Origin of the sequence: Cognaticolwellia beringensis (assembly GCF_002076895.1) — a bacterium.
In the GTDB taxonomy this organism is placed as follows: domain Bacteria; phylum Pseudomonadota; class Gammaproteobacteria; order Enterobacterales; family Alteromonadaceae; genus Cognaticolwellia; species Cognaticolwellia beringensis.
The window spans coordinates 711,351-729,271 of sequence record NZ_CP020465.1 but is presented as its reverse complement, the minus strand read 5'-3'; the positions used below and the strand labels follow the sequence as shown (position 1 = coordinate 729,271).

Below are 17,921 nucleotides of genomic sequence, written 5' to 3'. Positions count from 1 at the left end.
CTGCCAGCTTGCTGGCAGTTTTATTGAGTAAAATATGAATAAAGAAGATAACCTAGTAGAAAGTGTAGTTCATAATAATCAGTCACTCTTTCAAGAAGTGCTTACCGGTACCCAAATGCTATTTGTCGCTTTTGGTGCTTTGGTTTTAATGCCTTTGCTCACTGGCTTAGACCCAAACGTGGCTTTGTGTACCGCAGGTATAGGTACTTTGTTATTCCAACTGGTAACAAAGCGCCAAGTACCAGTATTTTTAGCGTCTTCATTTGTTTTTATTGCCCCTATTATGTACAGCACACAAACCTGGGGCATTCCGGCAACTATGGGTGCTCTCGCCGTTGTTGGGGCTGTGTATGTTTGCTTTAGTGGCTTGATTAAAGCCCGTGGTGTTGGCTTTATTAGTAAGTACCTACCGCCTATTGTTACTGGCCCCATTATAATGGTTATTGGTTTATCACTTGCGCCCGTTGCCGTTCATATGGCTTTAGGTCGCACCGGTGATGGCGCAGTACAATTAATTGACCATTCACTTGCCTTAAGTATTTCATTACCGGCTCTACTAACTACCCTTTTAGTATCTGCGTTCAGTAAAGGTTTTATGCGCTTAATGCCAATTTTATCAGGCATTGTAGTTGGATATGTATTATCGCTTTATCACGGTATTATCGATTTTACGCCGGTACAAAATGCCGCATGGTTTGCCGTCCCTAAATTTACCGCACCTGAATTTCATTGGCAGGCCATTATATACATGTTGCCCATTGCCATTGCTCCTGCCATTGAACACATCGGTGATATTTTAGCGATTGGTTCAGCAACCGGTAAAGATTATATTAAAAAGCCTGGCTTGCACCGCACCTTATTTGGCGATGGCATCGCGACAACTGCCGCTTCAATGTTAGGTGGCCCGCCAAATACTACTTACTCTGAAGTTACCGGCGCGGTGATGCTCACTAAAGCGTTTAACCCTAGAATTATGACCTGGGCTGCTTGCACGGCTATTATTATGGCCTTTGTTGGTAAACTCGGTGCTTTATTACATACCATTCCCGGTGCCGTAATGGGCGGTATTATGATGCTATTATTTGGTTTAATTGCCAGTGTCGGTTTAGGTAGTTTAGTGAAAGCGAAAGTTGATTTTGACCAACCGCGAAACTTCATTATTTTTGCCGTGGTATTAGTTTTTGGTATTGGTGGAATGGCATTAAACTTAGGTGGATTTAGCATTCAAGGTATTAGCTTATGTGCGATAGTCGCTATAGGTTTGAACTTACTTTTACCTAAAGAAGAGACAAAAGCTTAGTGTTAGAGCAGCTGTAAATTAAAAGACCTGAACACCATCTTGCACAGGTCTTTTAAGATGATTTTTGTAAAAGCTAATTGGGTTGATAGCTAACTTTAGTGAGAAGCTTACTAACTAAAGTGCTTTAATTAATTGATAAAATGCTCTTTTCTAATGCGGCAAAAAATGGTTTTCCATAATCTTTTTCAAGGCATGCTGTTGGCTTATATTTTTCTGTGGCTTTTATATGATCTGCAGTAATCACTCCACTTAATAGAAAAACAGGTAATTCTTCGTGCATTTCACGGATAAATTTCAACACATCAATACCTTCACCATCCGGTAAATTCCAATCAATAAGCGCAATAACATGCTTGCCGTGCTGAAATATTACTTTTGCCTCTGCAACCGTTTCTGCTACATCCAAAACAATGTTCAACGAAGCACAATATCTGTCTATCGACATTCTCATTAATTCAACATCACCTTCATTGTCTTCAACGTACAGAATATTTATAAATTCACTCATTAGGTAAGTCCTTGGCAATTTTAAAGGAGAAAGCTGCGCCTTGGTCATTATTTAAGGCTACACTGATATCGCCATGATGCTTTTGTAATATTTTTTTTACTATTGCCAATCCCATGCCTAAACCAGGATATTTTTTGCTGGAAACGCCTCTTCTTAAAACTTTAAATATTTTTACCGTCAAGTTTTCAGGGACGCCGATACCATTATCAGTTATCCTAAAATGCCAATAATGCTTATCATCACTGGTACTGACTGAAATAACAGGCTTATTGTCTGGAAGCTGATAAGTTAGCGCATTCTCAATAAGACATTTAAACAGCAAAGTAACTTGTTCCTCATCACCAATCATTGTGGGTAAATCTGCACAGGTAATTGATGCACCTGTTTTAGTTATCAATGATGATAAGTTATCTAAAGCTTTTGCTACTATTTTATTACTATTAAATGAAGTGAATGGCTTAGCCCTAGTATTTAATCGAGAATAGCTTTTAATAGCATTCATAATTTGTGTTGCTTGAGTTGAGCCATTTTTTATCAAGTCAAAGTGACGTTTAGTTTTCTCATCAAAACTGTCACCATGTTTACTGACAATAATTTCAGAAAAACTTTCTATTTGCCGTAAAGGCGCACTAATGTCATGTGAAACAATATAAACAAACTCTTCGTACTCTGCTTTGAGCTCGGCTAACTCTTGCTTCACTTTATCTAGTTCACATGCAAGTTGATTTTCTAGTTCATTCTCTAACTTAGCACTCATTATTCGTCCTTGTTTTGCCTAGCCATTACTGGTTGGCAAACATACAATATCACCCCAAAAAATTTCGACATCCTTAACAACTTTCATAAACTTACTAGCACTTACCGGTTTAACAATATAACAATTAGCATGTAAATCGTAACTTTCAAAAACATCTTTATCAGCTTCTGAACTAGTTAAAACGATAACGGGAATTCTTCTAAGTAATGGATCTGTTTTAATTATTTCCAACACTTCTTTCCCGTCAGTGCTTGGCAAGTTTAAATCTAACAAAATAATATCAGGCGCAACAGCACCTTCATAGCCATTGCGTTTAAACAAATAGTCTAATGCGATATCGCCATCCTCAGCAATATGCAGATTGTTGCGAAATATGGCGTCTTCAAAAGCTACTCGTGTTAGCTCTATGTCACCTTCATTATCTTCAACCAATAATATTTCCGCTATTCGAACACCCTGTGTCATTATATTTCCTCTAATTCTGTTAGTTTTAATAATTTCACATAAAAAGTTGACCCTACGTTTACCTCAGACTCAACCCAAATAACGCCATCATGACGCTCTACCACTTTTTTACATATAGAAAGGCCAACACCCGTACCGGCATACTGCTTTTTTCCATGTAAGCGTTTGAAAACTTCAAATATTTTCCTTAAATGTCGTTCTTCCATACCAATGCCATTATCTTTAAATATAAACAGCCAATGTGTATCACTTTCTTCAACACCGATATGCACATGAGGCGTGGCGTCTAATTTTTGATATTTTAAACCATTACTTAATAAATTTTGAAATAATTGAAATAACTGCGTTTTATTACCTTGTAGTATAGGTAGCGGATCAAAAGTTATCTCGCCTTTTTTGCCTGTTGACGGATCAAGCAGGTCTTTTTTAATCATAGTCACAATCCCTTCAATATCTACATTTTCAAACATTTGTGTGTCACTACTTATACTTGAGTAAGAGAGTATGTCTGTGATCAATAATTGTGCGCGGGCAGCCCCATCAATAACAAAGCTAAAATATTTTTGACCTTTAGCATCATCTTTTAAGCTATCAGCTAGATGCTCTTGTAACAGTTCAGAAAAACTGCGTACCATTCTTAAAGGCTCTTGTAAGTCATGTGAACAAACATAAGCAAATCGCGCTAACTCTTCATTAGAGTCGGTTAGTTTATCAATAAATTTTTCGCGCTCCTTTTCGAGTTTCACTCGTTCAGTTACATCTCTAACTATACCACTCAGTTTTCTAGTATTACCAATGGCCATCTCACTAACAGAAAGATCTATCGGAAAGATAGAACCATCTTTTCGTCGACCTTTTACCTTGCGATCTGTACCTATATTTTTTTTAACACCAGTATCACGATAATCTTCCATGTAAGAATCTTGATATTCATGATCGCCTTCAGGCATCAGTACTTTAAGATTCTGACCAATAATTTCATCGGCTGTATAACCAAAAATGCGTTCTGCCGCACGATTATACTTTTCAATAACGCCGATTTCGTTAATCGTTAACAAACCATCGACTGCATTTTCAACTACCGCGCGATGTTGCTCTTCGCTTTCTATTAAACTAACGGTTCTGCTAACAACAAGCTGTTCAACCACTTCACGTCGACGAATAAGATGCGCGATACTAAATGTTATCAAAGCAGTTACAGCTAAACTGGCAATCAGCAATAGCCAAGCTGAAAGCATCAGCGGCGTTTTTGTCGTATTAGTATGTGTTTTAATATGCCAACTTCTGCCAGCAACCGTTATAATTTCACTATGAGAAAACCAGCTATCACCTGCCAAATTGCCATAAAGGGGCTCGATATTATCAGCTTCTGTGATATCTTCGACATACAAAAATAAACTGCCTTTATCTTCCATCGCCGTATCTGCAACAATATCGCCGACATTTAAAACCAGTACGGCAAGGCCAAGAAAACTTGATGTTGAATCGTCCTCACCACCTACTGATTTTTGGTCAAAAACAGCATTAAAAACAAGTATATCAGCTGCCTCACCAGTGGTTTGTACCAAGTTTATTCTTCCGGTAGCAATTTTGTCAGTACTATTTTTGGCCTTGTTAATGGTATTTAATCGTTCTATATTTGCTCCATTATCTAATCCCATAGCTCTTTCATTACCCTCAAGAGGCTCAACGTAATATACCGGTAAATAACTGTCGCGTTCGTTAGCTAATACCATATTACCTGTAGCGTTTATTTCTGTAAGCGTAAAATCAATTATCCCGTCAGTTCTGGCTTGTTGTTCATACGCTTGGCGTTGCTCATGCGTAATATAAGGCACCCATTCTATTGCTTTTATATTCTTATAGTTACTCATTAATGGCGTCACAAATGCATTAAACTCTTGACGACTGACATAATCAGAGGCGTTATAGAATGCTTTAACGGCATCTAATATTTGTAAATTTAAATCAATACTTTTACTAATGGTTTTAACTTTTTCTTTGCTTTTGAAAATGAGATCTTTTTCAATAGCAGATCTGTTGAGGTTTGATTCGATCATAAAAGCAGAGATGCTAGCTGCGACACCAATAACACCAACAAAAATTGGAATACTGTAGACTTTCCAGCCAGCTAATTTAACTTTAGCATTCCCTTCACTTCGAGTTAAACCTCTGTAATTTAGTCCAGCAAACAATAAAAACGAAAGCGTAAAACTAATCAATAAAACTAATAATATGGTATTTTGTAGCTCACGTTTACCATTGTAAATTAAGCTATCATCGGTAATATAAGTAAAAAGAATATTTGTATCTGGTAATGTTAATGAGTTTTCACGATAAATTTCAATATTCTCAGTGCTAGTATTAATCCTTACTGAGTCTTGAGTTAGTCTAAATGCTACGTTTTCCTTAAAATTTTGCGTAACAAATATGTCTTTTAACGGCACAGTAATTTCACTGCTCAATACCCCTTCAATATAACTGTTATAAAGTACAGGAACGGATATTCTAAAAGTTAACGCTGCGTTATTTTGTCGCAATAACTGAAAGTGATAAGCAGTTGCACCCTGCAACAATTGCTCTAACCACTGCTGATTATTTGAGTAATCACCATAGAGTTTATTATCTGTTTTAATAACAATATCGCCAGCAATATCTTGCAATACAAGTCGACTTTTTTCACCGCTAATAACAGAGTTCTCAAATAAATCAATTATGGCAAGATCGTTTACCTCTCCTAACATAACAGCAGCTGCTAATATCGGATACGCAGCTAAATCTTGCACAGTCGTTTGCTGACTAACGACAAATCGGGTAAACAATGCAGCTTCTAGTGCCAGCTCATTTTGAACATCTTGTTGATGTTGATTATCCAATAAGTAATTGAATTTAGGCACAATAAAAAAGGCACTAATAAACATGATTAATAAAAACAAACTGACCGCAAAGATCGTAAAATTTTTAAGTGCTGAATTCTTTTGAGTAAATTGACTAATTAGTTTCATTATTTATTCATTCAAAATTAAAATTTCGTCATTTTCACCAAATTTAGCCATACAATAATTCTCAGGGTTCAACGCTTCATGAGCATTAATATTAGTTAGTGGATTAAATTCAGAAAATGGCTTTCTATAAGTCTTAACGAGCCCTTGAATAGGAACATCTATATTCTCTAACGCTAAGCGTATGGCATTTCTGTCCTTACCAATATCGCCAGTAAGTACGATTTGCTTTATTGCTTGAATCAATAACTTAGTGAGGTCGTAAGCATGGATAAAACCAACGGCTGATTTTAAATCAGCTGGCTTAGTTATCGTACCTTTCGATTGAGCCACTAATTGGGCAAATACCTTTTCAGAAAATTGGCTTTGTTGCGCATCAGTAAAGGAAAAACAAGACTGGATAAAATTTAATGCCAGTTCTTTTCGGTTTTCATAAGGAATTATTTCATGAAAATTACCACTGGTAAGTCCCCAGTGACTAACAATGGGTAAACGTTGTTCTTTGGGAAGTTTAAGCATTTCATTGACTATCACCGCACCTTCAACGGCATTACTGACCAACACAATACAATCACTACCCGCACTGACAATTTCATCGAGTACTATAGCCGCACCTTTCGCTTTTATACTCCAGCTAAAACGCGTTGTTTTATGCCTATTAATACCATGACTTTTTAGTGCATTAGACATGGTTGTTAAATTTGCATCGCCCCAAGGCGTTTTTTCAAGTAATAAATGTGGATTTTTACACTGCTGTTGCTCCATGGCGTAATCAATAATTACTGCGCCAGCTCGGCTATCGTCAACCGACAATCTGAACAGCCAGTTTTCTTTTGATGGATAGCGCGTTATGTAGCCAGCTGCGGCCCACGGAATAAGCGTAAGGGCTTTATTTTCATTGATAAATGTGCGGTTTTTAATTAAAGGTGGTGAATGAATACCCGAGTAGATAACTAGCGCTTTAGGGTCGGCCAAAAACTTCTGATAATTGCGCTTACTTCTAATGACATTGCCGCGATGATCTAAATATTTAAAAGCAATTTTATAACCCGCTATTTCATTATTAATTTCGCTAAAAGCAACCTCAATACCCTTTTGTATAGCCAGTGAAGACTCTATATGATTAGAGAGATCGGCATCTTGGTAGACAAATAAAACCTTATCTTCAGCGTGCAGAGAAAACATTGCGGTTGATATGAGTAATACAAAATTTTTAATTATTTTATTCATTCGTCTCTCTGTAAAAGTCTATTTCATTAATAACCTAGTATTGATTTAAAGTCGCCTTCAATACGGAAGCTACTGTGGACAACTTTTTATTCGCTTTATCACAATACATGTTTATAAAATTATAAAACTTGTTCTTTGTTCTTTGTGTTTTGTTTACACTCGTCAAAGTACTGTTTATATGGACTTCGATATTAACTGGAACTGAGTGATATCATCATTCCAACTGACTTTATAATTAAATTAATAATAACTTTTATACGTCAACTTACACTATTTTTTGTTAAATTTGTAACAAAGTTAACATCAATACAAATTTTAGACTTAACAACAATATAGTCATAATATTAGTGAATAACAAACGCAGAAAAAAGCCTGTGATTTAACATTATGGTCATCGATGAAACTTTGACTTAAAAGTCTACCGAGACACAAAGTAAGATAAGGGCCTTAGCGTTAAAACTAAAAGTATCAATTAAAAAGTCTAACTCTCGTTTGAACCTGTGCATTTTTCAGTCTATTTATGGCTTATTTGTTGAGCTAAATAATACTTTTAATCACTTTAATATTTAACCTTTTAGCAATACGATTTAAATTAGCTCGATCAATTGATAACCTTCTTGCGGTTGCCGCCCAATTGCCATTTTCTTGCAAGAGCACGTGCTTAATCAACTGACGCTGAAATTGCTCAGTTTCAGCACGCAGATTAATATCAGCTTGCACTGAGCTAATATTAGTAACGGCTTTGACTGTTGTTTTTCCCTCTTCTTGCTGCGCTGATTGGAGATTTATTAACGCCCCACAATCTTGTTTTTCTATCGCTATAATAGCTTTGCCTTTTTGCCTTGCGCGAGCTTTTAATGCTGCTCGACTAACCACATGCTCTAACTCTCGAACATTGCCTGGCCAATTATATTGTTCAAGGTGTTTGATCGCTTCAGCCGTTATTTTTAGTTGTACTACACCGAGTTTTCGTTTGGTTTTTTCGACAAAATAACCACTTAATATTTGCACATCACCGACCCGCTCTTGTAGTTTTGGCACTCGAATAGGGTAGACACTTAATCTATGATACAAGTCGGCACGAAAGCGCCCGCTTTCAGCTTCAGCTTTTAAATCTCTGTTAGTGGCAGCAATAATCCGAACATCAACTTGCTCTACTTTATCTTGCCCTACTGGCTGAATTTCATTGCTTTGAATAGCACGTAATATTTTACTTTGCGCCGCCAATGGTAGCTCACCAATTTCATCTAAAAATAAAGTACCGCCATTAGCTAATACAAACTTACCCGCGCGATCTTTATCCGCACCGGTGAAGGCACCTTTAACATGACCAAACAATTCACTTTCAATTAAGTTTTCCGGTAACGCAGCACAATTAACATAGACTAATGGGCCATGTTGACGAGGTGATTTATGGTGCAGAGTTCTAGCGACCAACTCTTTCCCTACGCCAGTTTCACCATAAATTAAAATGTTAAAGTCTGAATTAGCGACAATCGTTAATTCTTCTTTAAGTTGTTGCATAATTTGGCTTTCACCGATGAGCTCGCCACCATCACGCCGCCAAGCTTCTTCCGTTAATTCTGCTACCACACGCTGCGAGTGATCTGCACGAGATTCTAATTGTTCGATCAAAAATGCCGTATTTAATGTTGCCGCAGCTATAGCAGAGATCACGATTAACGTGCGCTCAGAAATATCTTCAAATTGATGTGGTGTTAGGCTATCTATGGTTAATAAGCCTAACAACTTGTCTTCATAGTATAAAGGCAACCCCATGCATGAATGCACAGGTAAGTCATCTTCACGATCGATAAGTAAACCGTCGTAAGGGTCTGGTAATGGTGAGTCTGCAGCAAAACGAATCGGTTGTTTAGATTGACAAAGTACATTGAACCTAGGGTGTTCTGTGACAATAAAACGCCGGCCAATGGTGTCTCTGCTTAATCCTTGCAGCGCGATAGGCGTGAGAATATCGCCATGAAACGATAATAAAGCAACAGCATCACAATTGATGGTTTTACGCACGGTATCTAGCAAGCGATCAAACCTATCTTTGCTGTTAAGGCTACTGGCTAAATCTAACGCTAATTCGATAATCGCTGTAGATGATATTTGACTCATAAATAAGCTCCCACTTAAAACACAAATAAAAATAACACGTAAGAGTCTTTTAGACCACAAATAAGGATAGTCATTATGACAACATAAAACACAGTAACTTCATAAGCTTCTAATAATAAACAACTATATACATTGGCACTTACCTTGCTATATCTCTAGGTATTCGCATAGTAATAAAAGTTAAGCTCTTTCGTCAGGACAAATTTATATTGCTACATAGTGATATTTATAGGAGTTAATGATGTACGCACAATTTTCCATCGCCGAGCAATTACCCGAAGTTAAAGACGCGCTAAATTATCAAAAATGCTTAATTTTAGGTAACAGTATGATGCTGCTCTCTTTCATTGTAATTACGCTCAGTATTACCGTTACTTTTGTATTTGATAATTACGTCGCTATGTCGGTGCAAATTTTTGCCCATATCGCCACCATTGTTTTTGCTGGTGCGTTAAAGCTTGGTTATGTATTGCGCTGCGTCGCCTTACACGGTTTTGGTAACAAAAATTTTTAGCCTAGTAAATATGAAATATCGAGTTTAAACAACGAAAGCAACATTGAATCGCCTTATGAGGTTTTATAAAAATCTCATTAACATCTATTATATTCAGTTAATTTAGGAGCAATAATGCTAACTGATCAACACATCGAAATAATTAAAAGTACGATCCCATTATTAGAGAATGCCGGTTCGGCATTAACGTCACATTTTTACCAACGCTTGTTCACTCATAATCCGGAGTTACAAGATATTTTTAATATGTCAAATCAAAAAACGGGTAGACAGCAAGTTGCCTTGTTTGAAGCAATAGCGGCTTATGCAAAAAATATTGAAAACTTAAGCGCATTAACTACAGCAGTTGAACGTATCGCACAAAAGCATACCAGCTTTAATATACAAGCAGATCATTACGCTATTGTCGGGCACCACTTAATTGAAACGCTACGCGAATTGGCCACAGAAGCATTTACCCCAGATGTAGAAGCTGCTTGGACAAATGCATATCAATTTTTAGCGGGAATATTTATTAATCGAGAAGCAGAGTTATACCAGCAACGTTCAGCAGAGCTTGGCGGTTGGCAAGGCGCCAGAGCCTTTAAAGTTATTGACACTGTGATCGAGTCGGCTCTTGTTAAAAGCTTTATTTTTGCCCCTGTTGACCAACAAGCGGTTATCGATTTTACACCAGGCCAATATTTAGGCCTTGAAGTTCAACCGACAGGTAATGATTACAAAGAAATTCGCCAATATTCATTGTCAGACAAGCCCAATGGCAAAAGTTACCGTATTTCCGTAAAACGTGAACAGCAAGGTGTGCCGGGTAAAGTGTCTAACTATTTACACGATGCGATTAAGGTCGGTGACGAAGTAAAGCTTTATGCGCCAGCGGGAGACTTTTTCTTCATTGATCGTGAAACACCAACAGTACTTATTTCTGCCGGTGTCGGCATTACGCCAATGCAAGGCATGTTAGAAACATTAGCTGAGCGTAAACATAACCAATCAGTTCATTTTCTGCATGCTTGTGAAGACAGTACACAACATTCATTTTCACAGCGTACTCATGAGTTAGTCAGCAATAATAACTGGCAACAAAATATTTGGTATAGAAATGAAGATGTCCAACAAAGCCATGTCAGCAAAGGTATGATGGACTTAACATCTGTTGATTTACCGACTGAAAAAGGCAACTTCTACTTATGTGGCCCAATCGCTTTTATGCAATTTGCTAAACAGCAACTATTAAAGCTAGGGGTGGGAGAAAGCAATATTCACTACGAAGTGTTTGGCCCACACGCGACGTTATAATTTTTCGATTAACCAGATAAGTTGCTTGGTTGACGGAGTAACTCAAGATAAAAAAACCACTCAAATGAGTGGTTTTAACTCGCGAATAATAACGCTTAAATTAGCAGCGTGAGGTGCTACGACAAGGAAGCTGCACGGAGCTGACAAGTGTCGTTAAGTACAGCTGACGCCGTCATAGTGACAACACGCAATAAATTTAACGTTATTGGCCTTTAACTTCAGATAAACCATTAAATATAGCTTTATCGCCTAGGAATTCTTCAATACGTAACAATTGGTTGTACTTAGCAACACGGTCAGAACGACATAAAGAACCGGTTTTAATTTGACCTGCCGCTGTTCCTACCGCTAAATCAGCGATAGTCGCATCTTCAGTTTCACCTGAGCGATGAGAAATTACTGCCGTAAAACCAGCATCTTTCGCCATTTTAATCGCCGCTAACGTTTCAGTTAATGTTCCGATTTGGTTGAACTTGATTAAGATAGAGTTACCAATACCGTTTTCAATACCACGCGCTAGAATTTTAGTGTTGGTGACGAATAAATCATCTCCAACGATTTGAACTTTATCGCCGAGTAATTTAGTTTGGTAGGCAAATCCGTCCCAATCTGACTCGTCTAAGCCGTCTTCAATTGAAATTATTGGGTACTCTTCACAAAGTGTTGCTAAGAAATCAGAGAATTCGTTAGCAGTGAATTGCTTACCTTCGCCTTTAAGATCGTAAATACCTTTATCTGCATCATAAAACTCAGAAGCAGCACAATCCATTGCTAATGTTACGTCTTTACCTAATTCGTAACCCGCCGCCGCAACAGCTTCTTTGATTACCGCTAAAGCATCAGCATTTGAAGCTAAATCAGGTGCAAATCCACCTTCATCGCCAACGGCAGTATTCAAACCTTTTGCCGACAATACTTTTTTTAGCGCGTGGAAAATTTCAGCGCCCATGCGTAGTGCTTCTTTAAAGCTTTTCGCGCCAACAGGTTGCACCATGAATTCTTGAATATCAACGTTGTTATCGGCATGTTCTCCACCATTGATGATGTTCATCATCGGTAATGGAAGTGAATATTGGCCCGGTGTGCCGTTAAGATCAGCAATATGCTCGAATAATTGGACTTTCTTTTCCATTGCGGCGGCTTTCGCGTTCGCTAATGAAACAGCAAGAATGGCATTTGCACCGAAAACTTCTTTGTTTTCTGTACCGTCTAAATCAATCATGATTTGATCGATGTTTGCTTGATCTAAAGCACTTTTGCCTTTAAGCGCGTTAGCAATGTCATTGTTGACAGCAGCAACGGCTTTTAAAACACCTTTGCCTAAGTAACGTGCTTTGTCTCCGTCACGTAACTCAAGTGCTTCACGAGAGCCTGTTGATGCGCCAGAAGGAGCTGCAGCTCGACCCCATGCACCAGATTCTAGATAAACGTCTGCTTCAACAGTTGGGTTACCACGAGAATCCATGATTTCGCGGGCGATGATTTTGCTAATATTCGACATTATTTTCCCTATTCCTTACTAGCTGCGCATGGCAGGTTATAAACGTTAAATGAAATTTTAAATTTTTAGTACGTTAATACATAATTATATTAAAAAAAAACCGCAACAATAAGCTACGGTTTTCATTAGTTCGGTTTAACTTGATTGCTGCTTTTGATGTTGATAAGCGGCAGCAATAAAGCCGGTAAATAGTGGGTGCCCATCGCGTGGAGTTGACGTAAACTCAGGATGGAACTGCCCAGCAATAAACCAAGGGTGATTAGGATTCTCAATCACCTCAACTAAGGTTTTATCCGTAGATAAACCCGAGAACACTAAACCAGCTTTGCTTAATTGTTCTCGGTAGTTATTATTTACCTCAAAACGATGACGGTGTCTCTCATAAATTGTTTCACTACCATATACGTCATATGCCTTGGTACCTTTCACAATGTGACACAATTGTGAGCCTAAGCGCATAGTTCCGCCTAAGTCTGATTCAGCATTACGGTATTCTACTCGGCCTTCTTCATCTAACCATTCGTTGATTAAACCAACCACTGGGTGAGGTGTTTCGGCATAAAATTCAGTACTGTGTGCGTCAGTTAAACCAGCAACGTTGCGGGCGTAGTCAATTAATGCGACTTGCATACCTAAACATATACCCAAATATGGGATTTTGTTTTCACGAGCGTATTGTGCTGTTAAAATTTTACCTTCCACACCACGTTCGCCAAAACCACCAGGCACCAAAATAGCATCTAAGTCTTTAAAAACTTCAACACCTTTAGATTCAACATCTTGTGAATCTATATATTGAATTTTTACTTTTACTTGGTTTTTAATACCGGCGTGCTTTAACGCTTCGTTTACTGATTTATAAGCATCTGGTAATTCGGTGTATTTACCCACCATACCAATCACGACTTCACCCGATGGGTTAGCTTCTTTATACAGTACTTGTTCCCAGTCAGATAAATCAGCTTCTGGTACATCAAGTCCAAAACGCTTAACGACTAACTCGTCAGCGCCTTGCGCTTTAAGTAAAGCCGGTACTTTATAAATAGAGTCAACATCACGTAGTGAAATAACCGCTTTTGCTTCAACGTTAGTAAACAGTGATATTTTCGCGCGTTCATTGGCCGGAATAGCACGTTCACTTCGACAAACTAAAATATCAGGGAAAATACCAATTGAGCGTAATTCTTTAACAGAATGTTGCGTTGGCTTAGTTTTAATTTCACCCGCGGCGGCAATATAAGGTACTAAGGTTAAGTGCATAAACATTGCACGTTCACGGCCTAGCTCAACGCCTAACTGGCGAATAGCTTCTAAGAACGGTTGTGATTCAATATCACCCACCGTGCCGCCAATTTCAACCATAGCAATATCGTAGCCTTCAGCACCTTCAATTACACGACGTTTAATATCGTTAGTAATATGAGGAATAACTTGAATGGTAGCACCTAAAAACTCACCTTTACGCTCGCGCGCTAGAATATCTTGATAGATACGACCCGTAGTGAAGTTATTACGTTTGGTCATTTTGGTACGAATGAAACGTTCGTAGTGACCTAAATCTAGATCTGTCTCTGCACCATCTTCAGTAACAAATACTTCACCATGCTGAATGGGGCTCATCGTGCCCGGATCAACATTAATATAAGGGTCAAGCTTAAGCATGGTAACTTTTAAACCACGTGCTTCGAGAATTGCCGCTAATGATGCTGCAGCAATACCTTTACCAAGAGACGATACAACGCCGCCAGTAACAAAAATATATCTAGTTGTCATGCGATACCCAGAGTCAGGAAAAACAGAAATTTTGCACTAAATTGATTTGGTTTTTGGCAAACAAATGAATTTAGTAGGACGGGAAAGCATTATACTGAAAAGCCATGTGTACGACAATATGATCAATGCATCTAGTTGCACAAATTTTCACTAAAATTGTGAATATTTACTCTAAAGCGTTATTGTAACTCTCGAAAAACGGGGTAAACTAATGTTTTACTTTTTCATAATAAAGAAAAATTATTCCCTATGACTCAATTACAAAACGTATTACTCGCTATCGACACCATTAATACGGCAGATATCAACACCACCCTTGTTGACGGAATAAGCCACCCGAAAGAGTTATTGTACGGTCAATATATGTCAGCTTGTTTGGAAAAGTATTGGCCGAATGCCAGCGAGCATTTACAAATTGCCGTACGCGCACAACACGTAAAACGCTGGCACTTGAAACGTGCAGACTTCGCTGACGGTAAAAAAGGGTATTTAACTTGGCGTAAAGAATTAGGTATTTTCCATGCTGCTACGGCTAAGTCTTTAATGTTAGACCATGGATACAGTGAAGTAGCTGCAGAAACAACCGCGGCTATTATTCGCAAAGAAGACTTAAAATCAAACAGTGAAAGCCAAACATTAGAAGACGTGGCCTGTTTAGTATTTTTGCAATATTACTTTGATGATTTTGCGGCTAAGCATAAAGAAGAAAAAATTATTCGTATAGTGCAATTAACGTGGCGAAAAATGTCAGACCAGGGCCATGAGATAGCCTTGAGCTTAACGTTACCGCCACACTTAGCTAAACTTGTCGGTAAAGCATTAGCTTAGTGCTTTACGCTTAAAGTGAACCGAAACCTTCTTATATAGCTTTCGGTGCTTTACGCTTAAAGTGAACCGAAACCTTCTTATATAGCTTATATAGCTTTCGGTTTTTTAGTTTTAGATTGTATCTTAGGCACTATCTTTAGTCGCTTTATTGGTCGATAAAACCGCAACATTGTCTTCAGCAAGTGGTAAACGCCAAAGAAAAACAAAGGGCCACGCAACTAAGCCAACAACTAAAGCCTTCAACCAAACTGAAGGTAAAATATAACTAGACCACGCAACGGCAAGCACCATGGAAACTAAAGCAATAATTTTCGCCCGCTTTGGAATACTGCGCGTTTGCTGCCAATGATAAATCATCGGCCCAAAAACTTTATTAGCTAATAACATTTTATGCAAGCGCGGCGAAGACTTAGCAAAACATGTTGCGGCCACTAATAAAAATGGCGTGGTTGGCAATAAAGGTAAAAAAGCCCCTATAAATGCTAAGACAACAAAAAAAATCCCGGTTATTTTTAACAACATATAACAGCCTATGCACTCTCAAATTATTGATGATCTACTTATTGATGATCTAGCTTTTGTTCTTGTGCCAATAGATGCTAGTTAATTATTAGCTGGCAGTTGCCAATCGTCATAAGGTAAATCAACCGAAGATAATAATTTCGTTAACTCCCCTGTTGTTCGCATTTCAGTAATAATAGCACTTACCTCTTTATTCAGATGACGCCCTTTTTCAGTATTGGGAAATAGCACTTTTACTTCAAACCTTTGGTAAAGTTCTCGCTTAATTGAAGGTAGCAACTTGCTATTATATCGTAATAGCGGGTCTGTGGATGAGTCTGCAAAAATATATCCGTCGGTCATTTTATATTGTATTTTCTTTAAACTACACAAAATACAATCAGAGCCCATTTCTACACCTTCCAAATAGGGTATATGTGAGGTATCAGTTTCAATTTTATAATCTTGGAGATTATTAATATCTATAGTCACACCTTTATGCGAAAAAAGAACAAAATTGACATGAAAAATAGTTTCGTCTGAATATATAAAGTTACTATTCTGTTGTTTTTTATATTGATGGCGTACGGCTGACTTTAGATGGCCGAGAGGTTTTTTATTTGCTTGAGCTTTAATATTGGCTTTGATGAAAGGTAAATGAAAATCGACCTTATTGTTATTGACGTAATAAATAGAGCGTGAAAACGGTACAATTTGAATATCAATATCGCGTTTTAGCTTTTTCGCCAGCACTTTAGCAAAGTCCACTAGAATACCTTTGCCGTCACTTTCTGCATGAACAGGCATTCGAGGAATACTCACCCTTAACGACTCTGCAAAAACATGGAAGTTAAAGAAGATGAGTAAATTTAATATAATGCTGACTGCTAATAAACGATTACTTTTCATCGTAAATAACTATCTTTTACGGTTGATACCTAAGCATAATGTATTTTATCGCTTTGTGCCCTCTTACTTTTACCAAGTTAATTAATTATCTGTTCATTTTCAATGGTCAAAATTAAAAACTGAATTTATCGTGACTATTGCATGCATTATTTAGCGTATTCAATTATCGGTGTACGTTGGCTAAACGATAATCCAATATATAAATCTACCGCTCAGTATTCCAACTGAATAAATATGCACCTAAGCTTAAAAACAGTGTACTCATTGCCACTAAAATTGAGACGTGATAACTGATATCTGCTAACGTTGCCCCTTCCGTAATTATTTTACGGGCGCCGGCAACCAAGTGCGTTAAAGGTAATAATTCAGCAAATATTTTCACCGCATTGGGCGCACCTTCCAAGCTAAACCAAACCCCTGATAACAGCATCATCGGCCATGAACTTAAATTTAGCAAACCACCAATTAATTCTTCACTTTTACTGCGGCTTGCAACTAACAAACCTAAGGTGATCAAGCTAAATGCACCTAATATGGCGATAATGATTAAGTCAAAATAACTACCTAACATATAGAAATCAAAAAATAGGTTACAGCCAATATAAACCACTGACGATAAGAACATGACAATAAATAGTCGCGAAAACAGCTGCGCAGAGACAAACTCTAACGCTGACAATGGTGTGGCTTTTAATCGTTTTAACACCGCATTTTTACGATAACGCACAATGACATAGCCAACCCCGAATAAGCAGCTAAACATTATATTCATCCCTAAAATACCAGGTAGCACCCAATCAATATAACGAATTTGTTTGCCTTGAGTTTCAAAACGCTGATAGTTTTCGTGTTCATTTAAGAATATTTTTTCAACTAAGTAACTGTTAGGTGCCCCTTGATTAACCCAATATTGCTGAGCATTAAAGTCAACTAGCAAATCAATACTATGCTGCTCTAGTTTAACTTTCGCTAATGCGATTTCTTGATAATCAATAAAACCAATATATTTAGTTGCTAGAAAATTTGACTGACTTTGCGCTAAATTCAATACGCCAACTTTATAGACTGCGCGACCGTCCCCGGAAAACACAAATGACAATCCCACCAACATTAATACAGGGAAAATCAAATTCCAGCCCAGTGACGACCGATCTCGAAAAAATTCAATGTTGCGCGCCTTGAACACGGCAAAGAAACGTGAAAAATTCATGTT

Annotated in this window: 15 protein-coding genes; 4 read left to right on the top strand and 11 right to left on the bottom strand. The window is 37.8% G+C overall.

The features are described from left to right. The first annotated feature begins 34 nt into the window (after positions 1 to 34). The gene (locus B5D82_RS03030; RefSeq protein WP_081149151.1) at positions 35 to 1,300 is read left to right on the top strand and encodes a uracil-xanthine permease family protein; all 1,266 of its coding nucleotides are present in this window, start codon (positions 35 to 37) and stop codon (positions 1,298 to 1,300) included. A 124-nt stretch (positions 1,301 to 1,424) separates the two neighbouring features. Here the strand turns inward: B5D82_RS03030 and B5D82_RS03025 are convergent, their stop codons facing one another. From B5D82_RS03025 to norR, 6 genes are all read right to left on the bottom strand, one after another. After that, a complete protein-coding gene (locus B5D82_RS03025) occupies positions 1,425 to 1,808 on the bottom strand; it encodes a response regulator (protein WP_157673830.1) in 384 nt (127 codons plus the stop codon). Continuing rightward, positions 1,801 to 2,565 (bottom strand): sensor histidine kinase, encoded by a 765-nt coding sequence (locus B5D82_RS03020; protein ID WP_081149148.1) that lies wholly within the window; start codon positions 2,563 to 2,565, stop codon positions 1,801 to 1,803. The genes B5D82_RS03025 and B5D82_RS03020 overlap by 8 nt, the downstream gene beginning before the upstream one ends. Positions 2,566 to 2,583: 18 nt before the next feature. Further along, entirely contained in the window at positions 2,584 to 3,030 is a 447-nt protein-coding gene (locus B5D82_RS03015; RefSeq protein WP_094122756.1) for a response regulator, read from the bottom strand. Next, positions 3,030 to 6,035, bottom strand: a complete 3,006-nt coding sequence (locus tag B5D82_RS03010; protein WP_081149144.1) for a CHASE domain-containing protein — start codon at positions 6,033 to 6,035, stop codon at positions 3,030 to 3,032. The genes B5D82_RS03015 and B5D82_RS03010 overlap by 1 nt, the downstream gene beginning before the upstream one ends. 3 nt (positions 6,036 to 6,038) lie before the next feature. Continuing rightward, on the bottom strand, positions 6,039 to 7,262 hold the full coding sequence (locus tag B5D82_RS03005; RefSeq protein WP_081149143.1) for an ABC transporter substrate-binding protein: 1,224 nt from the start codon (positions 7,260 to 7,262) through the stop codon (positions 6,039 to 6,041). 537 nt (positions 7,263 to 7,799) lie between these two features. Further along, positions 7,800 to 9,386, bottom strand: a complete 1,587-nt coding sequence (norR, locus tag B5D82_RS03000) for a nitric oxide reductase transcriptional regulator NorR (RefSeq protein WP_081149141.1) — start codon at positions 9,384 to 9,386, stop codon at positions 7,800 to 7,802. A 238-nt stretch (positions 9,387 to 9,624) separates the two neighbouring features. On the opposite strand from norR, the gene B5D82_RS02995 reads away from it, so the two are divergent. Both B5D82_RS02995 and hmpA read left to right on the top strand, forming a co-directional pair. Then, a complete protein-coding gene (locus tag B5D82_RS02995; protein ID WP_245807544.1) occupies positions 9,625 to 9,900 on the top strand; it encodes a hypothetical protein in 276 nt (91 codons plus the stop codon). A gap of 114 nt (positions 9,901 to 10,014) precedes the next feature. After that, entirely contained in the window at positions 10,015 to 11,196 is a 1,182-nt protein-coding gene (hmpA, locus tag B5D82_RS02990) for an NO-inducible flavohemoprotein (RefSeq protein ID WP_081149138.1), read from the top strand. Between the two features lie 202 nt (positions 11,197 to 11,398). Here hmpA and eno read toward each other — a convergent pair whose 3' ends face one another. After that, the gene (gene eno / locus B5D82_RS02985; RefSeq protein WP_081149137.1) at positions 11,399 to 12,697 is read right to left on the bottom strand and encodes a phosphopyruvate hydratase; all 1,299 of its coding nucleotides are present in this window, start codon (positions 12,695 to 12,697) and stop codon (positions 11,399 to 11,401) included. Positions 12,698 to 12,832: 135 nt separating this feature from the next. Then, complete coding sequence (locus tag B5D82_RS02980) at positions 12,833 to 14,470, bottom strand: CTP synthase (protein WP_081149135.1); 1,638 nt, start codon at positions 14,468 to 14,470, stop codon at positions 12,833 to 12,835. A gap of 249 nt (positions 14,471 to 14,719) precedes the next feature. Here B5D82_RS02980 and B5D82_RS02975 point away from each other — a divergent pair, with 249 nt between their 5' ends. After that, the gene (locus B5D82_RS02975; protein WP_081149132.1) at positions 14,720 to 15,298 is read left to right on the top strand and encodes a DUF4202 domain-containing protein; all 579 of its coding nucleotides are present in this window, start codon (positions 14,720 to 14,722) and stop codon (positions 15,296 to 15,298) included. Positions 15,299 to 15,421: 123 nt separating this feature from the next. Here the strand turns inward: B5D82_RS02975 and B5D82_RS02970 are convergent, their stop codons facing one another. The 3 genes from B5D82_RS02970 to B5D82_RS02960 form a co-directional block, all read right to left on the bottom strand. Then, positions 15,422 to 15,820, bottom strand: coding sequence for a YbaN family protein (locus tag B5D82_RS02970; RefSeq protein ID WP_081149130.1), 399 nt, complete (start codon positions 15,818 to 15,820; stop codon positions 15,422 to 15,424). A gap of 81 nt (positions 15,821 to 15,901) precedes the next feature. Next, positions 15,902 to 16,708 (bottom strand): transporter substrate-binding domain-containing protein, encoded by an 807-nt coding sequence (locus tag B5D82_RS02965; protein WP_081149127.1) that lies wholly within the window; start codon positions 16,706 to 16,708, stop codon positions 15,902 to 15,904. Between the two features lie 205 nt (positions 16,709 to 16,913). After that, complete coding sequence (locus tag B5D82_RS02960) at positions 16,914 to 17,918, bottom strand: ABC transporter permease (RefSeq protein WP_081149124.1); 1,005 nt, start codon at positions 17,916 to 17,918, stop codon at positions 16,914 to 16,916. Between the last annotated feature and the right edge of the window lie 3 nt (positions 17,919 to 17,921).